Annotated in this window: 40 protein-coding genes, 2 tRNA genes and 2 pseudogenes; 33 read left to right on the top strand and 11 right to left on the bottom strand. The window is 58.9% G+C overall.

What is annotated here, in order from left to right:
• Positions 1-333 (top strand): hypothetical protein (locus AC19YR_RS03645; RefSeq protein ID WP_500597204.1); only part of this gene is annotated, 333 nt, incomplete at its 5' end.
• A 186-nt stretch (positions 334-519) separates the two neighbouring features.
• Here the strand turns inward: AC19YR_RS03645 and AC19YR_RS03640 are convergent.
• On the bottom strand, positions 520-987 hold the full coding sequence (locus AC19YR_RS03640; RefSeq protein ID WP_500597202.1) for a YmfL family putative regulatory protein: 468 nt from the start codon (positions 985-987) through the stop codon (positions 520-522).
• 68 nt (positions 988-1,055) lie between these two features.
• Positions 1,056-1,271 carry a YdaS family helix-turn-helix protein gene (locus AC19YR_RS03635; protein WP_500597200.1) on the bottom strand — a complete coding sequence of 72 codons (216 nt, stop codon included), beginning with the start codon at positions 1,269-1,271 and terminating at the stop codon, positions 1,056-1,058.
• Positions 1,272-1,358: 87 nt separating this feature from the next.
• Here AC19YR_RS03635 and AC19YR_RS03630 point away from each other — a divergent pair, with 87 nt between their 5' ends.
• Together AC19YR_RS03630 and AC19YR_RS03625 are read left to right on the top strand one after the other, a co-directional pair.
• Positions 1,359-2,087: an XRE family transcriptional regulator gene (locus tag AC19YR_RS03630; protein ID WP_500597198.1), complete on the top strand. Its 729-nt coding sequence runs from the start codon at positions 1,359-1,361 to the stop codon at positions 2,085-2,087.
• Positions 2,088-2,252: 165 nt separating this feature from the next.
• Complete coding sequence (locus tag AC19YR_RS03625; RefSeq protein WP_500597196.1) at positions 2,253-3,404, top strand: chymotrypsin family serine protease; 1,152 nt, start codon at positions 2,253-2,255, stop codon at positions 3,402-3,404.
• A gap of 359 nt (positions 3,405-3,763) precedes the next feature.
• Here AC19YR_RS03625 and AC19YR_RS03620 read toward each other — a convergent pair whose 3' ends face one another.
• A complete protein-coding gene (locus AC19YR_RS03620; protein ID WP_500597195.1) occupies positions 3,764-4,231 on the bottom strand; it encodes a DUF4429 domain-containing protein in 468 nt (155 codons plus the stop codon).
• 801 nt (positions 4,232-5,032) lie between these two features.
• Between AC19YR_RS03620 and AC19YR_RS03615 the strand changes: the two are divergent.
• The 19 genes and pseudogenes from AC19YR_RS03615 to AC19YR_RS03525 all read left to right on the top strand — a co-directional run.
• A pseudogene (locus AC19YR_RS03615) lies at positions 5,033-5,239 on the top strand (LexA family protein); the annotation flags it as partial.
• Between the two features lie 74 nt (positions 5,240-5,313).
• Complete coding sequence (locus tag AC19YR_RS03610; RefSeq protein WP_500597193.1) at positions 5,314-5,661, top strand: hypothetical protein; 348 nt, start codon at positions 5,314-5,316, stop codon at positions 5,659-5,661.
• A gap of 317 nt (positions 5,662-5,978) precedes the next feature.
• On the top strand, positions 5,979-6,122 hold the full coding sequence (locus AC19YR_RS03605; protein ID WP_500597192.1) for a hypothetical protein: 144 nt from the start codon (positions 5,979-5,981) through the stop codon (positions 6,120-6,122).
• A 165-nt stretch (positions 6,123-6,287) separates the two neighbouring features.
• Positions 6,288-6,485 carry a hypothetical protein gene (locus tag AC19YR_RS03600; RefSeq protein WP_500597191.1) on the top strand — a complete coding sequence of 66 codons (198 nt, stop codon included), beginning with the start codon at positions 6,288-6,290 and terminating at the stop codon, positions 6,483-6,485.
• A 21-nt stretch (positions 6,486-6,506) separates the two neighbouring features.
• Positions 6,507-6,728 (top strand): DUF551 domain-containing protein, encoded by a 222-nt coding sequence (locus tag AC19YR_RS03595; protein WP_500597190.1) that lies wholly within the window; start codon positions 6,507-6,509, stop codon positions 6,726-6,728.
• A gap of 19 nt (positions 6,729-6,747) precedes the next feature.
• Complete coding sequence (locus tag AC19YR_RS03590) at positions 6,748-7,008, top strand: hypothetical protein (RefSeq protein WP_500597188.1); 261 nt, start codon at positions 6,748-6,750, stop codon at positions 7,006-7,008.
• A gap of 21 nt (positions 7,009-7,029) precedes the next feature.
• A complete protein-coding gene (locus AC19YR_RS03585) occupies positions 7,030-7,452 on the top strand; it encodes a hypothetical protein (protein WP_500597187.1) in 423 nt (140 codons plus the stop codon).
• The gene (locus tag AC19YR_RS03580; protein WP_500597185.1) at positions 7,449-7,640 is read left to right on the top strand and encodes a hypothetical protein; all 192 of its coding nucleotides are present in this window, start codon (positions 7,449-7,451) and stop codon (positions 7,638-7,640) included. Before AC19YR_RS03585 ends, AC19YR_RS03580 begins: the two co-directional genes overlap by 4 nt.
• Positions 7,637-7,807: a hypothetical protein gene (locus tag AC19YR_RS03575; RefSeq protein ID WP_500597184.1), complete on the top strand. Its 171-nt coding sequence runs from the start codon at positions 7,637-7,639 to the stop codon at positions 7,805-7,807. The genes AC19YR_RS03580 and AC19YR_RS03575 overlap by 4 nt, the downstream gene beginning before the upstream one ends.
• A 156-nt stretch (positions 7,808-7,963) precedes the next feature.
• Positions 7,964-9,121: a hypothetical protein gene (locus tag AC19YR_RS03570; RefSeq protein ID WP_500597183.1), complete on the top strand. Its 1,158-nt coding sequence runs from the start codon at positions 7,964-7,966 to the stop codon at positions 9,119-9,121.
• 10 nt (positions 9,122-9,131) lie between these two features.
• Complete coding sequence (locus AC19YR_RS03565) at positions 9,132-9,896, top strand: ERF family protein (protein ID WP_500597182.1); 765 nt, start codon at positions 9,132-9,134, stop codon at positions 9,894-9,896.
• 2 nt (positions 9,897-9,898) lie between these two features.
• Positions 9,899-10,516, top strand: coding sequence for a lambda exonuclease family protein (locus AC19YR_RS03560; RefSeq protein WP_500597180.1), 618 nt, complete (start codon positions 9,899-9,901; stop codon positions 10,514-10,516).
• Complete coding sequence (locus AC19YR_RS03555; protein ID WP_500597179.1) at positions 10,513-10,755, top strand: hypothetical protein; 243 nt, start codon at positions 10,513-10,515, stop codon at positions 10,753-10,755. The genes AC19YR_RS03560 and AC19YR_RS03555 overlap by 4 nt, the downstream gene beginning before the upstream one ends.
• Positions 10,752-11,222 (top strand): hypothetical protein, encoded by a 471-nt coding sequence (locus AC19YR_RS03550; protein ID WP_500597177.1) that lies wholly within the window; start codon positions 10,752-10,754, stop codon positions 11,220-11,222. Before AC19YR_RS03555 ends, AC19YR_RS03550 begins: the two co-directional genes overlap by 4 nt.
• Before the next feature lie 69 nt (positions 11,223-11,291).
• Positions 11,292-11,603: a hypothetical protein gene (locus AC19YR_RS03545; protein WP_095110524.1), complete on the top strand. Its 312-nt coding sequence runs from the start codon at positions 11,292-11,294 to the stop codon at positions 11,601-11,603.
• Between the two features lie 57 nt (positions 11,604-11,660).
• Positions 11,661-12,254 (top strand): DUF1566 domain-containing protein, encoded by a 594-nt coding sequence (locus AC19YR_RS03540; protein WP_500597175.1) that lies wholly within the window; start codon positions 11,661-11,663, stop codon positions 12,252-12,254.
• A gap of 75 nt (positions 12,255-12,329) precedes the next feature.
• A complete protein-coding gene (locus AC19YR_RS03535; RefSeq protein ID WP_500597173.1) occupies positions 12,330-12,953 on the top strand; it encodes an Lcl C-terminal domain-containing protein in 624 nt (207 codons plus the stop codon).
• Between the two features lie 55 nt (positions 12,954-13,008).
• The gene (locus tag AC19YR_RS03530; RefSeq protein WP_500597171.1) at positions 13,009-13,365 is read left to right on the top strand and encodes a four helix bundle protein; all 357 of its coding nucleotides are present in this window, start codon (positions 13,009-13,011) and stop codon (positions 13,363-13,365) included.
• 211 nt (positions 13,366-13,576) lie between these two features.
• Complete coding sequence (locus AC19YR_RS03525; RefSeq protein ID WP_500597169.1) at positions 13,577-14,737, top strand: RNA-directed DNA polymerase; 1,161 nt, start codon at positions 13,577-13,579, stop codon at positions 14,735-14,737.
• 10 nt (positions 14,738-14,747) lie between these two features.
• Here the strand turns inward: AC19YR_RS03525 and AC19YR_RS03520 are convergent, their stop codons facing one another.
• Positions 14,748-14,975, bottom strand: a complete 228-nt coding sequence (locus AC19YR_RS03520) for a hypothetical protein (RefSeq protein WP_095111010.1) — start codon at positions 14,973-14,975, stop codon at positions 14,748-14,750.
• A 70-nt stretch (positions 14,976-15,045) separates the two neighbouring features.
• On the opposite strand from AC19YR_RS03520, the gene AC19YR_RS03515 reads away from it, so the two are divergent.
• From AC19YR_RS03515 to AC19YR_RS03495, 5 genes are all read left to right on the top strand, one after another.
• On the top strand, positions 15,046-15,633 hold the full coding sequence (locus AC19YR_RS03515) for a hypothetical protein (RefSeq protein WP_500597167.1): 588 nt from the start codon (positions 15,046-15,048) through the stop codon (positions 15,631-15,633).
• Positions 15,630-15,941, top strand: a complete 312-nt coding sequence (locus AC19YR_RS03510; protein WP_500597165.1) for a DUF4406 domain-containing protein — start codon at positions 15,630-15,632, stop codon at positions 15,939-15,941. The genes AC19YR_RS03515 and AC19YR_RS03510 overlap by 4 nt, the downstream gene beginning before the upstream one ends.
• Entirely contained in the window at positions 15,938-16,243 is a 306-nt protein-coding gene (locus AC19YR_RS03505; protein WP_500597164.1) for a hypothetical protein, read from the top strand. Before AC19YR_RS03510 ends, AC19YR_RS03505 begins: the two co-directional genes overlap by 4 nt.
• Positions 16,244-16,341: 98 nt before the next feature.
• Positions 16,342-16,707, top strand: coding sequence for a hypothetical protein (locus tag AC19YR_RS03500; RefSeq protein ID WP_500597162.1), 366 nt, complete (start codon positions 16,342-16,344; stop codon positions 16,705-16,707).
• 49 nt (positions 16,708-16,756) lie between these two features.
• On the top strand, positions 16,757-17,851 hold the full coding sequence (locus AC19YR_RS03495) for a DNA-methyltransferase (protein WP_500597160.1): 1,095 nt from the start codon (positions 16,757-16,759) through the stop codon (positions 17,849-17,851).
• A 35-nt stretch (positions 17,852-17,886) separates the two neighbouring features.
• Here AC19YR_RS03495 and AC19YR_RS03490 read toward each other — a convergent pair whose 3' ends face one another.
• A complete protein-coding gene (locus AC19YR_RS03490) occupies positions 17,887-18,129 on the bottom strand; it encodes a hypothetical protein (RefSeq protein ID WP_220172829.1) in 243 nt (80 codons plus the stop codon).
• Positions 18,130-18,259: 130 nt separating this feature from the next.
• On the opposite strand from AC19YR_RS03490, the gene AC19YR_RS03485 reads away from it, so the two are divergent.
• Both AC19YR_RS03485 and AC19YR_RS03480 read left to right on the top strand, forming a co-directional pair.
• Positions 18,260-18,754, top strand: coding sequence for a hypothetical protein (locus tag AC19YR_RS03485; RefSeq protein ID WP_500597158.1), 495 nt, complete (start codon positions 18,260-18,262; stop codon positions 18,752-18,754).
• 37 nt (positions 18,755-18,791) lie between these two features.
• Complete coding sequence (locus AC19YR_RS03480; RefSeq protein ID WP_500597157.1) at positions 18,792-19,007, top strand: helix-turn-helix transcriptional regulator; 216 nt, start codon at positions 18,792-18,794, stop codon at positions 19,005-19,007.
• Between the two features lie 2 nt (positions 19,008-19,009).
• Here AC19YR_RS03480 and AC19YR_RS03475 read toward each other — a convergent pair whose 3' ends face one another.
• From AC19YR_RS03475 to AC19YR_RS03455, 5 genes are all read right to left on the bottom strand, one after another.
• The gene (locus AC19YR_RS03475; protein WP_500597156.1) at positions 19,010-20,236 is read right to left on the bottom strand and encodes a tyrosine-type recombinase/integrase; all 1,227 of its coding nucleotides are present in this window, start codon (positions 20,234-20,236) and stop codon (positions 19,010-19,012) included.
• A gap of 162 nt (positions 20,237-20,398) precedes the next feature.
• Positions 20,399-20,485 (bottom strand) — tRNA-Leu (locus AC19YR_RS03470).
• Positions 20,486-20,831: 346 nt separating this feature from the next.
• Positions 20,832-21,764, bottom strand: a complete 933-nt coding sequence (locus tag AC19YR_RS03465) for a glycosyltransferase (RefSeq protein WP_500597154.1) — start codon at positions 21,762-21,764, stop codon at positions 20,832-20,834.
• Positions 21,765-21,936: 172 nt separating this feature from the next.
• Positions 21,937-22,010: transfer RNA gene (locus AC19YR_RS03460), tRNA-Cys, on the bottom strand.
• Between the two features lie 275 nt (positions 22,011-22,285).
• Entirely contained in the window at positions 22,286-23,362 is a 1,077-nt protein-coding gene (locus tag AC19YR_RS03455) for a sigma-54 interaction domain-containing protein (protein ID WP_500597153.1), read from the bottom strand.
• A 315-nt stretch (positions 23,363-23,677) separates the two neighbouring features.
• On the opposite strand from AC19YR_RS03455, the gene AC19YR_RS03450 reads away from it, so the two are divergent.
• The 4 genes and pseudogenes from AC19YR_RS03450 to AC19YR_RS03435 all read left to right on the top strand — a co-directional run bounded on the left by AC19YR_RS03450 (position 23,678) and on the right by AC19YR_RS03435 (position 26,490).
• Positions 23,678-24,748, top strand: coding sequence for an ABC transporter substrate-binding protein (locus AC19YR_RS03450; protein WP_500597151.1), 1,071 nt, complete (start codon positions 23,678-23,680; stop codon positions 24,746-24,748).
• Between the two features lie 97 nt (positions 24,749-24,845).
• Positions 24,846-25,007 (top strand): annotated as a pseudogene (locus tag AC19YR_RS03445) (alpha/beta hydrolase); the annotation flags it as partial.
• Between the two features lie 15 nt (positions 25,008-25,022).
• Complete coding sequence (locus AC19YR_RS03440) at positions 25,023-26,231, top strand: LLM class flavin-dependent oxidoreductase (RefSeq protein ID WP_500597149.1); 1,209 nt, start codon at positions 25,023-25,025, stop codon at positions 26,229-26,231.
• 4 nt (positions 26,232-26,235) lie between these two features.
• Positions 26,236-26,490 carry a hypothetical protein gene (locus tag AC19YR_RS03435; protein WP_500597210.1) on the top strand — a complete coding sequence of 85 codons (255 nt, stop codon included), beginning with the start codon at positions 26,236-26,238 and terminating at the stop codon, positions 26,488-26,490.
• A 28-nt stretch (positions 26,491-26,518) separates the two neighbouring features.
• Here the strand turns inward: AC19YR_RS03435 and AC19YR_RS03430 are convergent, their stop codons facing one another.
• Positions 26,519-26,947, bottom strand: coding sequence for a type II secretion system protein N (locus tag AC19YR_RS03430; RefSeq protein WP_500597148.1), 429 nt, complete (start codon positions 26,945-26,947; stop codon positions 26,519-26,521).
• Positions 26,948-26,975: the final 28 nt, after the last annotated feature.

Raw genomic sequence — 26,975 nt, 5'->3', positions numbered from 1 at the left:
GAGCACAAGGTCGGCAGCCTCGCGCTTGAATTCAGGAGTAAAGGAGCGGCGTTGTTTAGTCATCTGACACCTCGATCTGGCGAGCATTCTCGCCTAAATGGGTGTCCGGTTTCATTAGACCACTACAAGGACACCCTCCGCGATCTCCTAGAAAGGAACATCCTTGAGAGCGATACGCCGCCAGAAGAGAAGGCTCGCCTTGTGCAAAGCTTGAAAGGACTCTCTGCCGAGGCCATAAAACACCTGACATTGAAATTATTGGATGAGGGGGTTGGGCGTCTGCCGGCAGCAGCTGTGCTAATTGGTACGTACCTTCAGCAAATTCTTCAGTGACGTTTGTGGTAGCCAGCTCGAACTTTGCGTAGCCGATTTTCGAGCGTTTGCTACCAACCTGCCCCCACAACTCAAGCCAGAACTCAGGCAGAGTCAGCCCGGCAATCGAAGGAATGATTTCCGTGCTTTCAGGGCTGCACCGGCCCGCGATTGCGATCTGTACGACCTGACCCTGGATCAGCCGCATTACACACGCGCCTTGTGCAACTCAATTACCGCCCCGATAGCCTCAAGGCTGGCCGACATGTACTTGGCGTGCAGGGCGCGGATCTTCTTGGCTTCGCTCGCATTGATCTCCCCGTCTTCCAGGGCAGACGCCACCATCTGGTCAAGCGCACCACGCTGTGCAGATGCAGCGAGCGAGCGCTGGTACAGATCGACGTTGTCCAGCTCCCCCGCTTCCGGGATCTTCACGAACACGCCGCCGTACATCGCGCAGATGTAGTCCGGCAGGTGCTCGGTCTTCGTTTCGCTTTCCAGCACGAATATCTCGGCATCGCTCAGCGGCTTGCACCCGGCGGTTTCGTAAATCTGGTTTTCAAGACGCTTGTCCTTGATGCCAAGGCGAGCTGCCGCGCAATCCATCCCGCCAGGGAAAGCGTTGGACACGGCGGCCATTACTTGGCGGCGGGTCTCTAGTACGGGCGTTTTCATGTCCTAGTTTTTCCTTGGGTGGGTTGCGGTCAAAATTGCTTCAATGGATCGGCGGACGCGGATGTCGCTTAGGCGGCCATCTCGGCCCAAGGAAACGACGGACATAGGGATTCTTTTTTGAAAGCACCTTCGGTCAACGCCTCCGCTCGCTTGGCAATCACTGGAGACATACCGTGCTTCCCCCGAACCCAGCCGGAAACGGTGCTTTGATCAACCTTGAGCTTTTCGGCGGTGGCCTCCTGGGTGCCGAAGTATTCAACGAGGCCCTTATAAATAGCGTTCATGATGCCCCTCCATACGGGAATACCCATATGGTAGGTTATGGGAATACCGATTTGCAAGGGTATGGGAGCACCCGTAATACTTCACGGATGGAATTTAAAGAAAGACTCAAGGCCGCCCGCCGCCATGCCGGTTTAAATCAGACCGAGCTTGCGGAGCGCGCCGGCCTCACGCAGACCTCGATCTCCGACCTCGAGCGTGGAAAATCTAAGGCGACAGCTTTTGCCGCTCAGATCGCTTCGGTGTGCGGCGTTTCGCCTATGTGGCTCGCTGAAGGCGCTGGCGACATGCTTAAGGGTGTCGAGGCACCCGCTGAGCGCGCTCAGCCAGGCATGGCCATGTCTGACATCCAGGCGTGGGATGATGAAACCCCGCTCGATGACGACGAGGTTTACGTGCCCTTCCTTCAGGAGGTGGAGTTGGCTGCAGGGTCGGGCCGATTCGCTATCGCAGAAAGCGACAGTGCCAGGCTGCGCTTCTTCAAGAAAGACCTTCGTCACAACAACGTGCAGTTCAGCAACGCGAAGTGTGTGTTGGTGAGCGGGAATAGCATGCTGCCAGTGCTGCGCGACGGCGCCACGGTGGGCGTAAACGTAGGCAAAAACTCTCTGGGCGATATCGTCGACGGCGAAATGTACGCGATCAATCACAACGGCCAGCTCCGCGTGAAGCAGGTCTACCGGCTTCCCATCGGTATCCGACTGCGGAGCTTCAATCGTGACGAACACCCGGACGAGGATTACACCTTCCAGGAGATCCAGGATCAACAAATCGCGATCCTGGGCCACGTGTTTTGGTGGGCGATGTACTCTCGGTAGAAATTTGGCACTATCGGGTCCAACCGCCCGCACACCTTCAGAGCTTCGCGCAACAACGGATTGAATTGCGTCACCCTGAAGAGCACTGGCTCTTCTGACATGGAAGTGTCTGCTGAGTAGATCAGGCCTTCTGCATTTAAATTTGAAGTTTGGGGATAAACTTCCATGCCGCAGAACCTGCCTCCTATAGCGCCTATGCCGCCACCTGCCCCTTTACTGCTTACCACTCATCAAGTGGCAAGCGGTCTTGCGAGATGGGCAATTAGTCGTAGCCTGATTGAACACTTGCCGCCAGAAGTCGACGATATCTATTTGACTTCAACGCCGCCTATCCCGCTTTCGGCTGAAGCGGAGCAAATATTGAGGCACAAGGAAATTCAGACTATTTCCTTTAACTCTACAAGCAGGACCATTTACCTCTACACGAAAAAGAAAGTTACTCAGAAGGATTTGCACACCCTTCCGACGAGCATCCAAAGCAATGGAATCGCGTACCCCCAAGGACATTTGGACACGGTCGGAAAGAGCTTGGGCTCGGCACAAGGGGCGACCTACGCAATTCACAAAGCTGTATCGGGAAAGGAATTTTACAGCTGTGGGTCGTCGATTTCTCCAGGGAATGACGCTTCCGCAGGGACTATGGGTGCCTTGGTAAAAATGCCTGACGGTCTTCTTTATGGGCTTACCAACAACCATGTCAGCGCCCTTTGTAGTCATGTGCAGCCCGAAACGCCGATCCTCGCACCCGGCGTCATCGATGTTGGTCCTGGTGGAATTCCCCCCTTCACGCTGGGCTATCACACCAAGGCTCTAGAGATGAAAGTCGGGTCTTTAGGGAACGTTGATATCGCAGGAAATTTAGATGGCGCTATTTTTCGCCTGCACAACGCCGGAATCGTGACGTCCATGCAGGGGAATGCTTTTGACACACCTCTTGCAGTCGCCGATCCAGTTGATGGGATGAAGGTTGAGAAGGTTGGTCGAACGACTCGGCATACAAAAGGTCACATCGTAAGTAGGGAGTTGAGACCTGTTGGCATCAATTATCAGGCGCAGAACTACGGCTTTACCGGGGTAATTCGCTTTGCCAACGTTTTCACAATTCATGGCCTACAATCAGAGTTCTCAGCGTCAGGAGACTCTGGGTCACTTGTCGTTCATGTGGATGACCATGGCAGACCGATAGCGGCAGTGGGTTTGATTTTTGCTGGCGGACCTGACTCAATGGCTCCCGGCGGGGCCAAATCGCTGATGCTGCCCCTGCGACCAATCCTGGACGCACTTGGGGCAACTTTGGTAGGAGGGTATAATGTTTAGCGACCGCAAGGATCCGGTAGTAGTGGCGGAGCACCTCTTTCAGGTGATCAGCCCTCCTTCCGACTGCGCAGTGTCGATCTCAACCTTCTCGCGGCCAGGTAAAAGCATGGCAATTAAGGTTTTCATTCTTCCCCAGTACAGGTACTTGGAGTCAAGAGTACCTACTACTCTGGATGGGTTCGAAATTCTTCGTGAAATTGCGTCCATGCCCACCGCGAGCTAAGGCGATAGATCGATTTACATTTGAGATAAGAGCCCGGCCCAGCGCCGGGCTTTTTCGTTCCGCTCCCGCCTAAATCCAGAAAAACACTAACGTGTCGTTTTATCGCAAGGATCTCAGCGGCGGATGATCGGCCATCCTACAAGCCAAGGATCTGTTTCTTCTTAGCCTGGAACTCTTCTTCGGTGAGGATACCGCTAGAGCGAAGCGCCGCTAAACGCTCTAGGTCATCCAGGTAAGACCCGCTTCCACCTGGGGCTGCTGGGGCGGCCGACCGACCAATGCGCGACTGAAGCTTTACTCGAAGCGAGTCAAATGCTGGCTGTTGCGCCTTTGTAAAAAGCACTGTGTTCTCATCCGCCGCGGCTTGAAATACCCCTCCTTTCGCCTCGCTCCCACCCTGAAAAGAAAACTGGATGTACCCGTTTGTAAACGTTCCGGCCGATTTGTATTGAACGGCCGTGAGGAGCGAGATCGGGATCTCCTTATCGCCTTTCAGCCCCTGCGTCATGAATGAGAGCACGCCTTTCCGTCTTATAGTAATAGACGCATCACTTAACTCGATGCTGCCGCCATGCCCCATGAAAACCTCTACTCCGCCACTCATCGCCCTCTCCTTCATAAATTATGCCTTCCGTTCGTGCGCTGACTGCGCAAGCAGGTGCTTCCTGCAGTATCTCACCCGGGCGTCATGTCAGCACGCCACTAGGCGGGATTTTTTGCACTTCAGAATATAGGAGGATCGTATTTTTATGGGAATACCCATTGACACTAAATATGGGTTTGCCTATATTTACACCCAAGCCAACGCATCACCGGCCCAGCAGCGAAAGCCGCGCCGCTCTTTAACAGTCAGCGCAATACAGAAATACCAACAGACCGCATTGCCTCTACCGGCGACCGGCGATCAGACGGGTCAGATAGCCCGCCCACGACAGGAGAACCCTGTACGGCTGATCGAGAGCGAAACGCTCGAACCGCGCGAACGACCTGGCAAGCAATGCGCCCCGCGAATCCCAGCGGCAGACGGGAGAGATACCGAACTGAATTAGCGGTCCCGATAGCCTCGGCTGGGAACGCCAGACCTCATGCACCCTGCCCCACTCAGCCAGGGCATTTAGAGCTGTAGCGTGCATGTTGTAAGGACCTTTGATCCACGGCGAACAGATGCTGTTTGACGCTGTGAGTAGGAAGCTCGAAGCCCACACCGAAGACGAACGGCCAGCCCTGCAATCAGCAGCGGGCAACGGGCCACACCGCTGACGCAACAACCCCGGCCTGTCGCCAGTAGCGAGGCCGGGCACATTTGATTCAAGCCGGTGACCGACGCCAGTAGCGGGTCACGGCGCCACAGACTTACCTAAGCGCCTGTATCGGGCGCTTTGTTGAATTCAGTGAGGGGATAGACATGAAGGAAGAACTGACCAAGAGGCAGGAGCAAGTCCTCGACAAGATCAACCAGTCGATAGCGGATCAGGGATGGCCTCCAACGCGGGCAGAGCTTGCCAAGTCGCTTGGCTTTGCATCGCCGAACGCAGCCGAGGAGCACCTAAAGGCTCTGGCACGAAAGGGTCACATCATCATGGTGCCGAGCGTGAGTCGCGGCATTCGAGTTGTGGCGTGACGGACAGCATCACTGAGCAGCCTTCTCGCGAGGGCTGCTTGGGATGACAACCAAGGGATAAGGCCATGAGCAAAGAAGTGGCGATCAAGTATGAGTGCGGGCAGTGCTACGAGCGTCACGACAGCGAAGACGGCGCCTATGAGTGCTGCCAGCCAGAAGTGAGCACGATCTACTTCTGTCCGATCTGTGATTCAGAGCACGACCAAATGAAAGGCGCCGAGAGATGCATTCTCGGCCATGCCGATCTGGAGGGCGCTGACAGTGAGTATTGCCCGAGCTGCCTGAGACCTGCTGAGCGAGCGCAGTTCAAGATTGAGATCGCGGTGGCTGGACATTGCAGCACCTGCAACCCGATCTACTCGCCAGAGCAGAACCTGCAGATCAAATACGCGCTTGAGCCAAAAGAGCTTTGAACAACCAGCGCCACGACAGCCTGTCGTTAACTGCCCGAGGCCCTGGTACTCCCCAGCACCAGGCTGCATCGGAGTGTGATCTGGTTGCGACGGATGTTCGCCCTCGATGGCGGATAGACGGATTGGGTCAGATCACACCCCGATGCAGATGAATGCCCAGGCTGATGGGCAATAACTGACTGGCACCCATACCGATATTGCTTCCAGTCGGACAGGAGCGTGGCGATCACGGCTCAGGCTCTGACCAAGGTCAGGACAATCGAAACCCGGAGATCAGCACCGGGCATCTGCATCACCAACCCCAACCGGAGATCACCATGCTCCTACTGTCCCTGATCGGCGCAGCGCTCAGCCATGCGCGGCCAGAACCGCCACCTGATGACGGCCTGCCAACCGGTCAATTGCGCTTCCATCGTGAGCACTGGCGTTCTCGACTGGGGCTCTCGGCGTTCTGGCGCTGATGGTCCCGCCCAAAACTCAAACAACTGCATCCGAAAGGCCGGACGTCCAACCGGCCTTTCTTTATCTCGCCTCTACCCGTCAGCACTCCTCCCCCGCGCCCATCGGAAACCAGCGGGAGGAATGAGTGTTGACGAATACAGGTGAACCAAGCCACGGAGTCATTCATGAGCGAGCAACGAAAGCCATATCCACGGTCTGCGGACAACGCCGACAAGATGAACCTGCCCGAGGGCAAGACCTGCGGCGACTGCATGCATTGCCGCCGCTGCACGCTGATGTTCGGCCACATCCCCGCCGACGAGTCTTGCGACTGGAGCCCTTCGCGCTTTCGTGAAGCTGTTCCGGTCGCAGTTTCCGCCTAACCCCAAACACTGGAGGTCGCCATGAGCGATTGGATCAAGTGCAGCGACAGGCTGCCCGATCTGCCAAAGGGTGGCGGTAAGCACCACGCCATTGCCTACACCCCAGCAAGGGAGGCGCAACGGTTCGCCAATGGATCGCGCTTCCTCTACTGGAACGGTATCGACTGGCGGTACCCGGATGGCTCGCGCTTCGAGCATCTCGTAACGCATTGGCAGCCATTCCTCTTGCCGCCCACCGAATAACCCCACTCTGGAGGCATCCATGGCCCGCACTTACGAATACTGGACGGTCAAGGATGGCGAGGACATTGCCATCAACCTGACCGTTGTTTCCTTTTCCCAATCGGAAGGAAATTTTAGCTGTCGCGCTTCTGACCCTGAAGAGTACTTCGGTCATTGCGAAATCGAGTGGGAGACGAAGGACGACACCAGTCACCTGACTGAATCCGAAATCGCCTCGATGGAGGAATGGCTTGTAAACGAGCATTCCGAGTATCTGGCCGATCAAGCCTATTACGACTGATCCGCCGATCTGGAGGCAACCATGAACACAGCACTGAAACTCTGTCAGGCCATGTACGACGCGCAGTTGCCTCTGGTAGTGAGCGAAAGCCCGCAGGAACTGGCCCGGGCGGAATGGCTGTTCAACTCTGCCGAGCAATTGGTCCGATTTGGCTGCGACGTAACGTTCCAGCGTCGGATGCGCAAGCCGCAAGGTGTGACCGTAGCCGACTTGGCCCTGGCCGTGGATGAGCATGTGAACGGCCGGCTGGCTGACTGTCAGGTGCAATCTCCCGCGCTGGGCTGGCTTCTGCTGTCACAGGGCAAGCCAGACCAGAATGCCGTCGCAGAGCTGCTAGGCCCTAGCGACCACCCACTGGGCAAGCTTGGTGAAATCGCAGAGGGCCTACTTCGACCCTTGGTCACTGACGCCCTGATCGCCCAGGCAGAGGACAACGAACTGTGAGCCCTCACATAGCCATCGGCAAGGCCCTGGAAGCCCTGGAGCATCCTGACTCGCCGCCTCTCAACGAAACACTCGCTGAAGGCCTGATCGTCCGCCACTTCACCGCCAGCAACATCAACGCCGAAGAGTTCCACTACTACAGCGCCAAGCTGCTGAAGATCAGCCAGAAGCGCAAGGAGGCTGCATGACCACCGCACCGGTTAAATCACTGGTCGACGAGCAGATTGCTGAGATCGAACGCAGCCTTACCATTCTTGGTGCCGGCCTGCCGCGCGACCTACCGGTATCGGCACTGCCGCCAAAGCTTGCCGCCGCGATCAAGGGCGGCCGGATCGCGGTTAGGGTTCGGCCATGAGCGCCTACCAGCGAGCCAAGCGCCTCTACATCTGGCGAGGCTCTGCCATCGTCCTACTCCTGTGTACCGCATGGATGCTCGCAAGCGCCTACGCCGGTCACGTTACCCAGTAACCAACACCTTCAATCGCTGCGAGCATCGCGGCAGGGATTTCTAATGTCCGCACAACAGCAAGTAATCACCATTGACGACATCAGCGCCGACAACGCGCCGACCATCTACGTCACCGGCGGCTTGGGCCAGTTCTTCGACGCGGTACAGGCCGAAGTCACCGGCGAGGTGCCCGACCTGGCCAGCCGCAAGGGGCGCGAGCGCATTGCCTCGCTGGCCGCGAAGGTCAGCAAGTCGAAGGCAGCCGTCGAGAAGCCGGGCCGCGACTACCTGAAGCGCCTCAAGGAAATGCCGAAGGTCGTCGAGGCCGAGTTGCGCGAGTTTGTCACCAAGATGGATAACCTGCGCGATGCTACCCGCAAGCCGCTGACGGACTGGGAACAGGCAGAGTTGGCCCGCACCGACAAACACGTCGACGGCATCCAGGACATCAAGGACATGGCGCTGTTCGGCGAAACACCTCCGGCGTCCGTAGTTGCCCGGGTAATCGCCGACCTTGAAGCCATCGAAATGAACGACACCTGGGAAGAGTTCTTGGCCGAAGCCGCCCAGGCGAAGGATCAGACCCTGGCCAAGCTGCGCGGCATTCTGGCCGAGCGCACCCAGTACGAGGCCGAGCAAGCCGAACTGGTCAGGCTGCGCGCCGAGGCAGAAGCGCAGGCCCAGCGCGACCGCGATGCAGAGATTGCACGCGTAGCGGCTGAGCAGGCCCAGCGCCAGGCAGAAGAGCGCGCGAAAGCTGAGCGTGACGCAGCAGCGCGCCGCGAGCAGGAGTTGCTGGAGCAGGCCGCAGCAGCGCAGCGGGCAACCGAACAGGCCGCCCGCGATGCAGAAGCCGCAGCCGAACGCCAGCGCCTGCAACTGCAGCTCCAGGCAGAACAGGCAGAGCGCCATGCCGCCCAGGCCAAGGCCGACCAGTTGGCAGTCGAGCAGCGCGCCGAGCAAGACCGGCTGACTGCAATCCGCCGACAGGAAGAAGCCGTGGAGCAGGCGCGACTGGCTGAAGTAGCCAGAGCCAACGCAGCGGCAGATGAAATCCTGCGCCAGCAAAAAGCACGCCAGGCCGACGTAGCGCACAAGTCGAAAATCCTGGGCGAAGCCAAGCAAGCTTTGATCGGCATGAACATCAGCGAAGAGCTGGCCAAGGCCATCGTCCTGAAGATCGCCCGCGGCGAGGTCCCCCACATCACTATCCATTTTTGAGGCTATAGCCATGTCGCAAGAAATCATTATGCCGCTGGAGCGCGATCGCCAAATGGCCGCCCAGCCAGCGCAGGAAATCAGCATGCTTTCCACTATCAGCCGGCTTGCCCTAGACCCTCGATGCGACATGGACAAGCTGGAGCGCCTGATCTCGCTTCAAGATCGGATGGAAGCAAAAAGCGCACTCGAAGCCTTCAACGCCTCGTTCGCTGAAATGCAGTGCGAGATGCCATCTGTCGAGAAGCGCACCGAGAACACGCACACCAAGAAGATGTACGCCGATCTGGACGACATCAACTACGCCGTGCGCCCGGTCATGGCCAAGTTTGGCTTTGGCGTGTCATTCAAGATCATCAACCAGGCCAACGGCGTCAGCATTACCGGAATCCTGATGCACAAGGCTGGGCACCGCGAAGAAACGACCATGATCCTGCCGCTGGATACCGGCGCCGGGCGCAGCGCTGTGCAATCGGTTGGCTCGACCACGACCTACGGAAAGCGGTATGTGATGTGCGCCCTGCTCAACATCACCAGCGGCGACGACAACGACAACGACGGCTATGTCGAACCGTCCGATCAACTGGTCACCCCCGCCCAGGCAAGGCAGGTTCAGGCCTTGCTGGATAAGTGCAGCGAGGCTGTTCACGCCAACTTTGAAAAGATGTACGGCGACCCTGGGCAGATCGCGAAGTCAGCGTTTGACGGCGTAGTAGCTGGACTTAACAACTCAATATCAAAAGCGGCCAAGGCGGCGCAGCAAGCCGGGAGGCAATGACCATGCAGATAATCACTGAGGTCGAACAAGGCTCCCCTGAGTGGCTGGCCCTGCGCCTGGGCATCGTCACTTGCTCCGAGTTGGAGTGCCTGCTGGTCAACGGCAAAGGCGAATCAGGTTTCGGAGCCGGCGCCTTCACCTACATGAACACGCTGATCGGCGAGCGCATCACCGGTGAGGCGGCCGACCCATTCCAAGGTAACCGCCACACAGAGCGTGGCCATGAGCTGGAAGGAGTGGCCCGTAAGCTCTACGAGCAGCGCGAGGAAACTGAAACGAAGCAGGTGGCAATCATCCTCAACCACGGCGCTGGCTATTCGCCCGATTCGCTGGTGGGCAAGACTGGGCTGACGGAAATCAAAACCAAGCTCCCGAAATTCCAAGTCGAGGTGATCCTATCCGGCGAAATCCCCAAGGAGCACGTCGCCCAGTGTCAGGGAGGCCTATGGATCTCGGAGCGCGAGTGGATCGACTTTGTTTGCTACTGGCCAGGCATGCCTATGTTCATCAAGCGCGCCTACCGGGATGAGGCCATGATCCGCAAGCTATCGGAGCGGGTGAAAACCTTCTACGAAATCCTCGACGAACGCTTGAACCAAGTTCTGGGGATCGCGGCATGATTAGCAACCACCTCAACCTGGTCGAACAGCAGCGCAAAAGCGCCGAAGCGATATCGGCCCAAGTCGCACAGTACATGGCCGCAGGCGGGCAGATTTCCCAACTCAAAAGCCCGCCGCGCAATCCACTTCCACCGCCCCGCTCTACTCGGATAGATCCCGACACGATACTCAAGCGAAAACCCAAGGCTCTATCACTGAGTGAGCGGCGGGCACTGAGAAAAATGGCGGACTCACTATGAGCAAAAGGAAGCCTCACAACCTCAAGGCCCGCATTGATAGATCCTGCCGGGCGCTACTGGCCACCAACCACGTAGCGGTAGTGAACATCGATCCAAGCGGACGTCAGGGCATGGTCAACTACAAGTCACTCAAGAGCATCGCACCGGGGAAGATTGGCCAGGCCGTATGCGGCATCCCCCACCGCTGGACGATCTACCTCAGCGCGCTTTGCATCGATGCACGCGGCGACCGCTACAGCAAGTCGGTGGAGGTAGCGCCCGACGGCGTCTACCTCTCCGACCACCTGGAAGACGTGATCGAGCATTGCTACAAGAAGCTGCGAGACGAGGCCAATCAAAGCCAGATGGTGGCTTCTGGCTGGATCGCCATCCCCGAAGCGATGTCACTGGACGAGGCGCACGCAGCGCGGATCTTCGAAGCGGTCGGCGCCTGGCACCAGGTGAAGGTCGATTCATGCGCCGCATAGCCCGAACCCAGCAACGCAAACGTCAAACATGGCTCGCACTGCCGGCCAGCGGAATAGAAGAGGTAGGCCATGGCTGCCGCGCAGAAAGAACGATCGGCAAAGACTGCGGCGAGGCGAAAGACTCGCGGCGAGGAAGAGTTGCGACTCCACACCATGGCCGGCACTCGCCAGGCCTTGGCTGACCTGATGGCCTGGCACGGCATCGAGGAACAGGGCGAGGCCATGACGCTGATGATTCACCACCTGCACGGCCTGGGCCCAGCAGGGTCGGCGCAGTTCCTCTCCCCGCCGCGACACGAATACGTGATACCCGAAAACGTGTCGGCAAAATTGCTGCTCGCCTATAACCGCGAAGCCCTTCGCATCTCCCACGACGAATAACCCACCCTACTCGCTGCATCCGGTAACCGGAGGGCGGCGCCTACCTGAGGAACACCAATGAAAGCCAAGACGATTTCAGTCGAGATTGACGACTTCAAGCTCAAAGGCCCCGCAGAACGCATGGTGCAGTTGTTCGCGCTCGGCATGCTCTCTCAGACGCTGCCGCAGGCTGCGAATGTTCAGCCGATTTCGGCGGGTGACATCCCAGCCATCGGCGAGCACTGGCCCGGTGAAGGCGGCATCAACGCCGGCTTCGTCCCTGCCCGCGGCGATGTGCCTGCCCACTACCTGATCCTCGGCACCAAAAGCCTTGGCGAACTCAAGTGGGGCCGCTACAAAGAAGAGTCGAAAGCCATCAGCAAGTGGGACGGCAAGGCCAATACAGACGCGCTGATCGCGGCAGGTGGCCACCCAGCAGCCGAAGCGGCCCGCGCATACACCGCTGACGGCCATAGCGACTTCGACCTGCCAGCGGCATCCCAGCTCTATCAGGTCTGGGCGTACGACCTGATCGCCGAGGGTGCCTACTGGTCGAGTTCGCAGCGCTCCGCCAACACCGCATTCCTCATGGACTTCGTTGTTGGCATTCAGTACTACTTCGGCAAGGACGACGAGCTCCACGTCCGCCCCGTCCGCAGGAAATTTATTTAATCCTTCATTCATTGCTTTTGATCGGCCCGAGGCGCACCAGCGCCTTTTTTGTTGCCCACGAAAAGAGGAATCACCATGCCAGTAGCAGCCAAAGCAGCAACAGCAACCACCCTCCCCCAGATCGGCGAGGCCTACGGCGGCGGGTTCGTCTCCGGCATCACCGTCGATCTGGAGACGGGCAAGCGTTACCTGAACGTCACCGCCGGCGCCGAGCACGAACTGTGCGGCACCTGGGGCAGGCGCGGCGCGCTGATCGAGGGCGCGGACAGCTTCATTGATGGTCGGGCCAACACCGAGGCCATGGCCGCGGCGGGCAGCGAGCTGGCCCAGAAGGTTTTGGGGTTGAACATCGGCGGTTTCAGCGACTGGGCGATCCCTGCCCGTGACCAGCAGGAGTTGCAGTACCGCAACCTTAAGCCAACGGCCGACGCCAACTACTGCTGGGGCCGGGACGGTGACAACCCGAACAGTCTGCCGGTGGGCAAGCTGTACACCGAAGAGTCGCCCGGGCAGACGGCTGTCGAGGCGTTCAAGGTGGGCGGCTCCGAGGCCTTCCAGCCGCGCTGGTACTACTCCAGCACGCAGCGCTCCGCCAACATCGCATTCAGCATGCACTTCGCTGATGGCAATCAGGACTACGACGGCAAGGACGACGAGCTCCACGTCCGCCCCGTCCGCAGTGAATTGCTCATTGATTAATTCGCTTATTTAATCCGCCCGCTCGCGGGCGGTTGCTTCTAGGAGCTGTACCGCAATGGGAATGCACACCGAATTATCGATCTACAAAGCCGCCATGGGCCTGCTGTACATGGCCACCACCCTGACCCGGAATATCCCTCGGGACCTCAAGCAGTCACTCGGCAAGCGCATCATCGACGAGTGCATTGAAGTCTTGATGCTGATCGCCCGAGCCAATGCCACCAAAGATAAACGCCCTCACCTAACGCAACTGGTCGAGAGGGTGCAGGTGGTTGAGTTCCTGATGCGCCTCTTCAAGGAGAGCCGCTTCATCAGCATCCCGCAGCATGCCAAGGCCATCGAGGTAACAACCTCCATTGGTAAGCAGGCCAACGCCTGGAAACGCTCCACCCCAACCGCGCCCGCCATCTGAGAGCCACGGCTTTCAGGTCTGTGCGAATTGAATCTGGTCGTGCCGCTGACCCCGGGGTCACCGCCATGCGCATCAAAGATACCGCCGGTCTAAAGCGTCCGGGCAGGTCTTGCGCAGTTTCCTTGCTGATCGGCTATGCCTTCGGCTAGGCGACGTAGATAGCACGATAGGTCGCAGCGCTCCGCCAACAACGCATTCAACATGAACTTCGATGATGGCAATCAGAACAACAACGACAAGAACAACGAGCTCCACGTCCGCCCCGTCCGCAGATTCGACTGTTGGTCCCTACCCGTTCTGCGATTTGGTCCAGGCCTACTACGACTGCCGGCGCTCCAAGCGCAACAGCGACAGCGCGCTGGCTTTCGAGATGAACCTGGAACAGAACCTGGTAGCGCTTCACAACGACCTGACCGCCGGCACTTACCGGCCAGGCCGCTCCATCTGCTTCGTCGTTACCCGACCGAAAGCCCGGGAAGTCTGGGCTGCAGCCTTTCGGGATCGCGTCGTGCACCACCTGCTGTACAACCACATCGGCGCCGGTATCGAGGCCACTTTCATCGCCGACAGCTGCGCCTGCATCAAAGGGCGCGGCACGCTGTACGCCGCAAAGCGCCTTGAGTCGAAGATCCGCAGTGCCAGCCAGAACTGGTCGAAGCCCGTCTTCTACCTCAAGCTGGACCTGGCCAACTTCTTTGTCGCCATCGACAAAGAGGTGCTGCGCAAGCAACTGGCCGCCAAGATCACCGAACCCTGGTGGCTGGCCCTGGCCGAACAGATCCTGATGCACGACCCCCGCGAAGACTACGAGGTGCGCAGCCCGGCCCATCTGTTCAACCGGGTGCCGCAGCACAAGCGCCTCGCTGCCCAGCCTTCACACCTAGGCCTGCCCATCGGCAACCTGTCGTCGCAGTTCTTCGCCAACGTGTACCTGAACGCCCTGGATCAGTTCGCTAAGCACACGCTCAAAGCCAGGCACTATATCCGCTACGTCGATGACTTCGTGTTCCTGCATGAGTCGCCACAGCAGCTCAACCAATGGCTGGCCCAGATCGAAGCGTTCCTGCCCAGCCTGAGCGCCAGGCTCAACCCCGCGAAGACCATCCTGCAACCGGTAGACCGCGGCGTTGACTTCGTTGGCCACGTCATCAAGCCCTGGTGCAGGACAACCCGCAAGCGATCCCTGGCCCAGGCGCTGAAGCGCACAGCGGCAGCGCCCGCCGAGGATCTGCGCGAGACCGCCAACAGTTACTTCGGCCTGCTCAGCCAAGCCAGCCACAGCCAGAAGGATCGCGCCGCCCTGGCGAATGTTGTGCTAAAGCGCGGCAACATGGTCAACTCAGCACTGACCAAGACTTACCAGAAGGGTTGATTTTGGTCACTCATCGCCCAGCAATCAGCTTGGCTCCCAGTTCTCGGCCCGCGACCTGCGCCAGGCCACGGTCAACATAGGTTCGGTCACCAGCAACAACAGGCACCACCACCTCACCACCGCGCTTCACCTCGACGTTGATACGCCAGGTCTCCCGGCCTTCCTCGTCCTTGTCGCACTCCATGTAGTTCCAAACCTGAAAGCCTTCGATGTCATCGTAAATATCGTGCTTTGTCATGGCCCAGCCCATTTAGAGGAAGGGGCCATCGTAGCACCACAGCCCGGGCATGGCCCGGCAAGGACTCCCCATGCCTACAGAAACCCAAATCGCTGAGCCCGCGCCGAGCCTGGCAACCGGCCACGGCCTTGACGCTGCTACCTGGGCAGACTTCGTGAACCGTCTTCGCCATGACTGCAACGGCGCCGGCGTTAAATGGCACCACACAGCGGCAGCGCTGTTTACCGTGCAGACCAAGCGCATTGATTACGGATATGAGCCGGACTACGCGGAAGGTCTGGTGGTTTGCCGCGAGGACTGCTCGTGGTTCAGCCCTGAAGAATACTGGGAGGACTGCGACGAGGAAGACCAGGCCGAACTGAACGCCAGGGTGCAACAAGACTTCGAGTGCGACTTCCTGGGGCTCAGCGTCGACGATCAGTGGGAGTTGCTCGGAGAGCTTGACGATCACACCGTCACTGGCTGGAACAAGCGCTGGGAGATTGTGAACAGCCACTTCACGAAAGACGCGGCCGAGGCATTCATCCGCCGCAAGCAGCACGACTACGGCGAGATGCGCGTCTACGTGGAATCGCAGTATTACGCCTGGGAATTCGAGGCCATCAAGGAAGCGATCATTGCCGGCGCGCTGACCTACACGCCGAAGGTGCCCGCATGAAGCGCATCTACCTCAGCGGCCCCATGACCGGCCTGCCCGGCCTCAACTTCCCGGCCTTCGCCGCAATGACCGATAACCTGCGCGCCGGCGGCCACACCGTCACCAACCCCGCCGAACTCAACCCAGACGGCGGCACCTGGAACGACTGCATGCGCCGCGACATTGCCGCCCTGATGGACTGCGACACCGTGGCCACCCTGCCCGGCTGGGAGCATTCAAAGGGTGCCCGCCTGGAAGTCCTGATCGCCGAACGCCTCGGCATGACGGTTGTGAATGCCCATGATCTGGTAACGAGGGAGGCTGTATGACCACCAACCAAACGATTGACGGCGTGCAGGCTGAGCAAATGGCATGCATGCCGGTGGAGCGCTGCTACGACGCCCGGGCGAAGATGATCATCGCCTTCAACGAAGCCAAAAAGGCCGGCGGTGATTTGGATGACGCCCTGGATGCAGCCTACAAAGCAGCGCTTCGCTTTACCCCGCATCCTGGTGCACCAGCGTTCGCATCTCGCGATGAATCGATAGGCTGGCTCAAGCGCATTGACGGCATCGGCCAGGCCCGTGCGGAGTTGATCTACTCGATGGGCTTCCGGCGTCTGGCCGATTAGCCAAAACCCGATAGGAGTACATCCGTACTCCACCCGCAAAACCTGTAACCCCTCCCCCTTCAAAGTCAGCCGCTATAGCGGCAAGGACGAACTCGCCCATGAAAACGGTGAAGCTCACGGAAAAACAGCAACTCGTCCTCGATGAGCTGCGAAAAATCGGGCGGAAAAACGCCCACCTCTATCGAGACAGCCGGCCGTACCTGCATCAGAAGGATTGCGAGAAGCTGGTACTTGGTGACCAGGCGTGCGTGTTCGGCATGGGCGGCCTTAGCTATCAGGTTGCGCACCGTCTTGGCACATCTGCACCGTCAGTGCTCAGCATCTTCAAGGCCCTTCGCCAAAAGGGCCTGGTGATTCGCGAAGAGAGCTATCCGGATTATCAGCGTGCGCGCTACTGGTGGCCGGTTGGCCTGGCTGCCGAACTCCACGCCGAATTGCAGGCGGCTGAAAGGGTGACGCCATGATCGCCACCCTCTGGTTCGCCTACGTCTTCATCTACAAAGGGCCCAGGCCATGAAACAGCATCGCGTTTTGATCGGCGACTGCATTGAGTCGATGCGGACGCTGCAGGATCAGTCGGTAAACACCTGCGTCACGTCACCGCCCTACTACGGGCTGCGGGACTACGGCATGACCGGCCAGATCGGCTTGGAGGAAACACCCGCTGAATTTATCGCGCGCCTGGTAGAAGTGTTCCGCGAGGTGCGCCGAGTGCTGCGTAATGACGGTACTGTTTGGGTGAACATGGGCGACACCTACGCATCAATCGCGGGCGGATACGCGCCTGGTGGATCAGCAGGTAAGCACGACATGGTTTCTCAGGCGACGCGTGGAGCGGTGCTGCGTGGCAAGCGACGATCACCGCCGATAGGGCTCAAGCAGAAAGACTTGATGGGCATCCCCTGGCGCCTCGCCTTCGCCCTTCAAGATGATGGCTGGTACCTGCGCCAGGACATAATTTGGCACAAGCCGAATCCAATGCCTGAATCCACCAGGGACCGGTGCACAAAGTCGCACGAGTACCTGTTCCTGCTGAGCAAGTCGCCACGCTACTACTATGACCAAGATGCGATCAAGGAGCCTGTAGCGCTCAGTTCGATCACACGAATGGCTCAGGATCTCGAGCAACAGCGCGGCAGTGATCGAGTCCCCGGAAAGTCAAACGGCCCGATGAAAGCTGTGCGCAGCAAGCGGGATAGTTTCAAGCGCGATGATTCAAAGCGAGAGCAACCTATCCCTGGGCAGTCACTGGGAACACACCGGCCAGATCGAGAGGAAAGTGCCTGGCCCTTGGACACTCGTAACAAGCGCAGTGTGTGGACGGTGCCGACGCAAGGTTTCAAGGGCGCGCACTTCGCGACCTTCCCTCCGGACCTGATCAGACCTTGCATCCTGGCCGGCGCGCCACTCGGCGGCGTCGTGCTTGACCCTTTCGGCGGTGCCGGCACTACAGCGGTGGTCGCCATGCAGGAAGGTCGCAAATCGATCCTGTGCGAACTTAACCCGGCATATGCCGCAATGGCTGAACGCCGGGTCGCAGCTGCCTGGCTCGACGGCGCGGCGCAGATGGATGTCTTCCGCGACACAGTGCAACACCCAGCAGCCTAACCCCAATCCCCCTACATGCCTGCCGGTGAGCGGCCTCAAGGCAATTGGCTGTCGATCCAACGCTCAGCAGCAGCCGTTGCCTCATCAATTGCTGCCGGGTAGTCGGGCCAAGGCCCGGTCAGCTCAGCCGCGACCTCGCCCAGCCCGTCAATTTGCGCGGGCTCGATGATCTTCGCGGCAATCGGTGCGTCGTCGTTCGGGCGCCGCCAGACGAACTTGAGAAACATTGTGTGGCCCCGGTAGGCGTGCGCAATCGGGATATCTAGTTGGTGTGGCATGCGCCCTCCTGGCGACCGGGTGGATTGAATACCCGTTTTACACCCATCCAAGCGACACAGATATCTAGGCAAAACGCCATTACTCCATTCCCCTACATACCTGCCGGTGAGCGGCGGGCGAGGTATTCCTATGTCAGCAGTTCAGCGATTCCACGAAGCAGCCAACGATGCCCTGGTCAAGCTCAGCGGGTACTGCACGCCGGGCGCCAAGCTTGCCCTGGTCATTGTTACCCCGGGCGAGCCGGAGCGAGACATCATTCTTGAAGATCAGGGCCTGGATAGAAACGAGGTGGTCAGCGCGCTGCGCCGGCGCGGCCTGAGCATCGACGGCGACAACACCTACAAGCGCGATTTGTGCGACGCGATTGTCGGCGCCCTGGCCATGGGCGCCCAGAACGTCAACCCGCCGCCGGCGGATCACTGGGGGCAGCGCTTCTGGGATATCGGCCGGGAGGAGCGTGCGCTGGGCGAAGAGTTGGTCGCGGCGCTGAAACTCACCCGAGAGAACCTGCGCGCCTGCCAGGCAACTATCCATCTGTGCGGTGGTTTCGATCCTGCCTATGTGAATGACGCCCAGGCAGCAATGAAGGTTGCAGACGCCGCAATCGCCAAAGCCACCCGCTAACCCACCTTCTGCCGCCACGCGCGGCATGGAGCATCAAATGAATACCGCACATACCGATCAATTTATCGAATACATCCGCTTGCCGGAAGTCCGCCGCATCTCGGGTCTCAGCACGGCGACCATTTACCGGATGGCCGTTGGGGGAAAGTTTCCACGCCAGGCCAAGGTGGGAGAGCAAGCCGTGGCCTGGATTCGCTCGGAAGTCGAAGCGTGGGCAGCAAGCCGGGCTGCTACCCGTCATAGGGCGCGCTAGGCCTAGGTCGTCATCAGCCCGTCCAGATAGTCGGCCCAATACTGCATCATCCCCCGGCGCTGCTCCACGTACTCTGCGTGGTTGTATGTCTTTCTGATCTTGCTTGAACCCGCATGCGAAAGCTGCGCCTCGATCCAGTCCTCGTTGTAACCCATCTCGTTCAAGGCCGTTGAAATCGTGGCACGGATACCGTGCCCGGTCAGTCTGCCTTCATATCCCATTCGTCGTAATGCAACGTTGACCGTGCCGTCACTGATTGGCTTGCTCGGGTCACTCCGGCCTGCGATCAGCAATTTATAGCGGCCGGTCAACTCATGCACCTTGCGCACCTCAGCAACCGCCTGTCGCGATAGCGGCACCAAATAAGGCGGTACGTTATCCCCTCCTTTCGCCCTGATTACCTTTTGCAATTGCTTCACGCTTGATGCTGGAATGGTCCAAAGCGCTCCATCAAGGTCGAACTGTGACCACATTGCGTTGCGCAGCTCGCCTGTGCGCACTGCTGTTAGCAGCAATATCCGGATGGCGCTCTTTGTGTATTCCGTGACGTCAGTACCATTCAACGCCTCTAAAAACTCTTTCAGCTCCTTCTGCCTAAGCATGGGGTTATGCTTTTCTGGTGGCTCTTTAGCAGCCACGATATCCAGATCCGCCGCAGGATTGATCTCCAAATAATCAGAAGCGATGCCAAAGCGGAATATTTCGTTGAGCCAGGTCCTGCATTTTCGAGCTACGTTGAGCGCTCCCCGCTTCTCGATAACCCTCAGGGCCGCAAGTACGTCGGCGCGCCTCACGTCTGCAATGGGGATTTTGCCTAGTGCTGGAACTAGGTCTTTGTCCAAATAGAGCTGAGCCTGCACGGCAGCGCCCTTCTTGGCCTTGGCCCATCGAGGCAGCTTGAAGTCGTACCACTCTTTGGCCACTACCTCGAATGTTTTGACGGCACCGGTACTGGCGGCACGTTTTTCTTCGCGGCGCTGAGATCGAGGGTCGACACCCTTGGCAATAAGGGATCTGGCCTCGTCTCGGCGCTCGCGAGCTTCTTTCAGGGAGATTTCTGGATAGGTGCCCAGGGATATTCGTGGCTGCTGTCCGTGCCATGAGAAACGGAAGTGCCACGCTTTCGTGCCTTTGGCGGCGACGAACAAAGACAGACCCGCGGTATCGCTGAGGCTGTAGTCTTTGTCTTTGGGCTTTGCTTGCCTGACGGCTGTGTCAGTAAGGGGCATTAGTACATCACCATGAGCAGTCGAATTCAGATGTGCTGATGAATGTACTAAAAATTATGAGAAGGGGTGAGATTAGCTGAGAAGAGCTGAGAACAAAAAAACCCGAAGGACAATGCCAGCCGGGCTTTTTGAGAAGGCTTGGTAATGCCTGAGAAGCGAAAATGGTGCCCGAAGCCGGAATCGAACCGGCACGCCCTTACGAGCGGGGGATTTTAAGTCCCATGCGTCTACCAGTTTCGCCATTCGGGCGGTAGCGCGAGTTGAGTAAAAAGCCCACTGGATATAACCACCAGCTCGCTCGTTTACCCATGCAGCAGGGGGAGAAATATATACATCCAGCCCCGATGACGCAAGCTGCGCAGCGGGGTTTTCAAAAACAAAACCTCACAGGCTTGCGAAAATAAAAAATCGGTAAATCAACGACCTACGGATCTTAATTTAGCGTGGAAGCCTAAATAAGTGCCAACCCACCACACTAGCGTGATGTGCAACCTTCGCCTGCCTAGCTCATGCGGTGCGCTCAACTACGAAGACCATCAATTGTCAAGCACTTATTCATCTAAAGCTTCATCCCCCAACCCGAGACGAAAAACCTTTAACTGTCACTTATCGGAATACGTTTAAGCGTTGGGAAATTCTCATGAAGATCCTGATCGTTAGGGTCGATTTTATCCCTGAAGAAGCGACTTTCTAATTCATCTAGTTGGGTGAACGAGTAGCCGGCGCGCGTAGCTCTTGCATCGTTAAAAGAGTGCTTGGTCCTGAATATTACATTTCTTGACCCATCGAGGATTACAGGAGCTTTCATATCTGTATTTCGATGAGGTCCTGGCGGCAAAATGAATTCTGAAGTAAAACCTTTCTTGACTGGACACCAAATAGCGATATGCGCCAAACCAATTCCGGTTTTCGGTGCGTCCATCATAGCATAAGCAACAAACTCGCCATTATTATAAAGCGCCTCATAACCTCGAGGCGAATGAATGGTATAACCCGCAAAATTAGGGTTCGCATATTTCTTAAGGATATGAAAGTAGTTATGAGATAGAAGATCGTCGTCATCAAGTCGCATAGCTGGTACTACAATTGATTCTTTGAGATGACCATAATGCTGCGACAACACCGCATCGATTTCGCCACGCATATCATAATAATCATCAACCGCATAGAACCTTACATGAAAACATGTATCAATAGACTGCAACTGAGCAATTTCATTCTTGATTTCTTCTGGGAGCAAGTTGGATGCATGAACCAGAATACGGATATCCATATCAGAATGCTGCTCCATCGCCTTTACCAGCAAGGGGATGGAGTATCCGAAGAAGATGTCGCGTCGGGTTTTTATACGATCGGGATCAAGAATCCTAGCAATATGCTGGGTCATATCGCTGGACAGCCGCTGTCCCTTCCAGGCTCCACCGGCCGAGTCAAGGATTAACGAAAACCGTACATGGATCAATACTACAGGTCTTGCGCTACTACTCACCTCTGCAGCTTGCGACATGCCTCCTCCTAAATTAGCCATTCTTTTTCCAGCCAGTAAAAATAACAAATTGTCACACTAGTAATCGAATTAAGCAAGAACACCAATACCGAGACGACATTGACATTGTTGTACATAGTCAACGTCAGTCTGACTACTTTTTCCCGTCCAATAAAAAACCCCGTAGACCATTGATCTACGGGGTTTTTAAGAGTGGAGGCCGAGGTCGGAATCGAACCGGCGTAGGCGGATTTGCAATCCGCTGCATAACCATTTTGCTACTCGGCCTCAAACGTTCGGTGCTCAAAAACCACACCAACCGTATACAAACTGGAGCGGGATACAGAAGCCAAGCTAAGGATCCGAACTCTTATCCTGTGGCCGCCTAGAATCAAGCGCCGCAGCGATGGGCGGCATTATGGAGAAGAACATATGACTTGGCAACCCCCTGAATTCTAAAAGATTTAACTCCTTGCCCAAGACGCTGTCATGGCTATTGCATCAGGATCTGCCGCGAGCGCGCGTGCTAACGCCTTGACCTTGCACAGGAAGCTCACGCGGCGTTAGCCGTGGCCACCCAATGCCGGGCGTGTAAGTTCGCCGATTTTTTCCAGCCGCGCCCGCACGATATTTCGGCTGATGTTGAGCAAGCGCCCGGTCTGCAACTGGTTGCCGTGGCAATAGCGGTAGGCCGTGCGAAAAATGGTTTCTTCGATGCGCTCGTACAAATCCGGGATGTTTTGCTCGAAGAGTGCATTGAGCGCCGCCTCCAGGTCTGCTGGTGCGGTACTGGTGGTGTGCAGCGCAGTAGATTGTTCCTGGCGAATGCCCGAGGAGCGCATGTCCACCAGATGCAGGTCCGCCGGTTGCACCACTTGGTGGCGGCACACCAACAAGGCATGGTGAATGGCGTTTTCCAGCTCGCGGATGTTGCCGGGCCAACTGTGGGCCAGCAGTTTGCGCTCGCTTTCGGGGCTCATGGTGGCGCGGTTGTAGCCCAGGCGCTGGCAGTGTTCCTCAAGGAAAAATTCGGCCAGGGGCAGGATATCGCCGGGGCGTTCGCGCAGCGGTGGCAGGCGAATGGTAGCGACGTGCAAACGGTAGAACAGGTCTTCGCGAAAGTGCCCCGCCACCACCGCGTCCGCCAGGTTGACGTTGGTGGCCGCCACCAGGCGCACGTTGATGGGGATCGGCGTGCGCGAGCCCAGGCGCACCACTTCGCGCTCTTGCAGCACCCGTAGCAGCTTGACCTGCATGTTCAGCGGCAGGTCGCCGATTTCATCGAGGAACAGCGTGCCGCCATTGGCCGCCTCGAACCACCCGGCCTTGTTGCTTGTCGCGCCGGTGAACGCACCTTTTTCGTGGCCGAACAGTTCGCTTTCCACCAGGGTTTCGGCGAACGCGCCACAGTTCACCGCCACAAAGGGCTCGCTGCCACGGCGGCTGAGCTTATGAATGTGCCGCGCCACCAACTCCTTGCCCGTACCGGTCTCGCCAATAATCAATGTATTGGCTTCGCTGGGCGCCAGGCGCTCGATGCGGCTCAGCAACTCCTGGGACCGCGGGTCTTTGAACACCAGCACGGTGGCCCGTACCGACTTGGTCAGTTCGCGGGCATGGGGATGGGTGATGAGGGACATGGTGCATTCCTGGCAGTAAAAGCGCGGAATCCATAGTGCATGAAGATCATTAGACTAAATAATTATTAATTAGTATTTACATATTCCATTTAGAGATATATGGATTTCAAGCATCCACGGTGTTGCTAGAGCAACACGTCGCCAGCACCCACCTGCCTACTGAGCAACATTCAGGGCTGGAGCGGCCGCCCCGAAAAAACCGTAAAAACCAATTAAAAACAGCCACTTAATCGCATAAAAAAGACGCTGGCATGCAATCTGCTCTGCCTCCTTCAAACGCCGGATCACCCGGCCCGTTATTGAAGGGGATGTCCCATGAAGAATATTTGGCGCAACAGCCTGGCCGCTCTTGCCGCCCTCTGGCTGGGCCAGGGAGTCGCTGCCCCGGCGCCCGAGTCGGTGAAGATCGCCATCGTCGCCTTCACCCAGGGCGGCAAACCGGTGTTCGGCGGGATCGCTGGGCGGGTCATTGAGGAAGGTTGGCTGCAACAGCAGCTCGACGAGCGCGGCATCCAGCTGGACTGGATCGCCCTGCCCCATGCCGGCGCCGGGCCGCAGATCAACGAAGGCTTCAGCAACAACAGCATCGACTTCGCCGTACGCGGCGACCTGCCGTCGGTAATCGCCGGCGCGGGTGGCGTGCCGGGCAAGCTGATCGTGCCCGGCGGCAATGGCAACAACATCTACCTGGTGGTACCCGCCCACTCCACGGCCAAGAGCATCGCCGACCTCAAGGGCAAACGCCTGGCCCTGCACCGTGGCCGCCCGTGGGAGTTCGCCTTCAGCAACTTCTTGGGTAGCCAGGGCTTGAGGCTCGATGACTTCAAGATCGCCAACCTTAACCCCCAGGTCGGCGCCGCAGCGGTGGCCGCTGGCAAGGTCGATGCCGCGGTGCTGCTCAATGAGGCCTACGCCCTGGAAGACAAAGGCGTGGGCCGCATCCTCTGGTCAAGCAAACAGGGGGCCAACGATTGGCGGCTGATCTCCGACCTATGGGGCACCGACCGCTTCATCGCACAGCACCCGGACATCACCCAGTTACTGGCCACCGCGTGGGTGAAGGCCGCGTGGTGGATCTCCCAGGAGCAGAACCAGGACGCCTACTACCAGCTCTCCTCCCGCGCCGGCACTGCCGAAAGTGTGCTGCGCCGCGACGACCAGGACGACCCGGTGGCCTGGAAGGAACGCTGGGCACCCAAGAACGACCAGCAACTCAAGGCCCACTACCAGGCCCTCAGCGCCTACGCCCTGGCCAATCGCCTGATCCGCGCGCCCTACGACATCAGCCAGGCCCTGGCCACCGGCTACACCCATCAGGCGCTGATCGACCTCGCACTCACCGACTACTGGCCCGCCCTACGCGGCCAACTCACTACCACACCTTGATAGGGCCATCCCGATGAAACGCCCCCACTTCCTGGCCTTTGGCCTCAGCGCCTTGACGCTGTCCATGGCCGCCCAGGCGGCCGGCCGTCCCCGGCAAACTGACGCCTGCAAGACCGGTTCGGTGGTCGAAGGCCACTTGCACAAAGGCCTGGGCCATAGCGAAACGGTCAACGCGTCCCTCAAGGATTCCGTGCCCTTCGCCCGCAAAGTCATCAGCGACCACCCCATCACCCCACTCTGCAACCCCAGCGTGCAGTAAGCCGGAGACCCAACCATGAGCATCGAATTCTTCACCCGCCTGCCCCTGCACGGCGAAACCCAATTCCTCCCCGGCGACCCGCGCAACCGGGGCGACTGGCACCGTGGCGGGCCGAGCACCGGCGCCGTCTCGGGGTTCAGCGTGGGCGATCACTTCACCTACATCGACTACCTGGGGCAAATCGCCCGCGCCGCCGAGATCAACGGCTTCGGCGGCGCCCTGATGGTCAACGCGCCCACCGGCGAAGAGCCCTGGACCGTGTGCTCGTTGCTGGCCCGGGAAACCCGCACCCTCAAGTTCGTCACCGCATTCCAGCCCTACCACTACACCCCGTGGGTAGCGGTGCAGCAGGCCGCCACCTACCAGCGCGCCACCGGCAATCGCCTGGTGTGGAACATCATCAACGGCGGCTCCGACGCGCTCCAGCGCCAGGTCGGCGACTTCAGCGACCACGATGAACGCTACGCCCGCGCCACCGAATTTATGGACGTAGTGCGCGGCTATTGGCACAACGAGAACTTCCACTACGAGGGCCGTTTCTACCGCGCCGAAGGCGGCGGCCTGCGCGGCCCGCTGAAAAAGGCCGAGTTGCCGCTGATCTGCACCGCCGGCTCGTCCAACGCCGCGCGGGAATTTGCCGCCAAGCACGCCGACTTCTACCTGATGCGCGCCGAGCACCCGGATGAAGTACGCGGGCTGATCGCCGACGTGCGCGAGCGTGCGCTGAAGTTCGGCCGCACGCATATCCGCTTCGGCCTGTCCATCGACGTCATCACCCGCGAGACTGAAGAGCTGGCCCGCACCGAAGCCAAACGTTTCTTCGACGAAGGCATCGCCAAAGGCGCGGTCAAGGCCGTGGCCGCCCACGCCGGGCTGCGCACCGCGCGCAAGCTCAGCTACGAAGAAGAATTCGCCAGCAAAAGCGAAACCCAGGGCTTCGACGACTTCTTCACCCACCCCAACGTCTGGACCGGCTTGGGCTACATCGGCATTCCGCCGGGCTGCGCATTGGTGGGCAGCTACGAAAACGTGGTGGCGCGCATCCGCGAGTACAACGAACTGGGCATCGACCTGTTCTTCCTCGCTGGCTACCCGCACCTGGAAGAGGCCTATCGCCTGGGCGAGCACATCCTGCCGCACTTTCGCGGCGAACGCAGCGCCCTGAGCCGCCCCACCACTGCACCACTGGCCCTGCATTCGGCCAACGGCCCGGCCGGCGCCTGAAGCCATGCCCCCAATGCAAGCCTATTTACTCAGCCGCCGGCGGCTCCTCGGCCACAGCGCCGAGGCGCCCGTCGCAAACGTAGCCGACAACCAGCCGCGCTACGGCGGGCGCCTACGCCTGGGCATCCTCTACGGCAACTGGCTGTCGTTCGACATGAACCTGGAAAAACCGCCGTTCAACGACCCCAGGGTGCGCGAGGCCTTGCGCCTCTTAGCCGCTTCGAACGGCTGTGGCTCAAGAACACGGCCTGAGCCCTGAAACCCATTGCGGGCGCGAGCCACTCACCTCACTGGCGGATCAGCACCGGCAAAAACGGCGCGTCCGGCAGTTTGGCCACGTTCAGGCGCAGGTTGCCCTTGCCCTGTTCGATCACCACCGCCTCGGCCTCGATCGCCACTAGCCGCACACCCTGGGCCAGGCGTTCGCCGGCGAGGTAGCTGCGCGGTGGGCCGCCGTTGAGGCTGAGGATCGCCACCGCTCCGCGCGTGCCGGCCATCACCCCGCTGACTTTGATGTCCACCTGCGCGGCCTGCTGGGAGAACCACTGCACGGCCGGGCTCTCGACCTGCGCCACCGGCGCTGCGGCGGGCACCGGGCTGTGGGATTGGGCCGGAGTGAGCAGCAGCGTCGACCACAGGGCCACCCCTGCCACAGCCGCGAGCAGCGCCGCCACCTGTACCCCTTGGGGGGCATGAAACCGCTTGATCCATGACATGGGCGCAACCTCGTGCTTGTCCAGCCAC

The organism is Pseudomonas sp. MF08817 (genome assembly GCF_059862705.1).
This window is presented reverse-complemented; position numbering and strand designations above follow the sequence as displayed.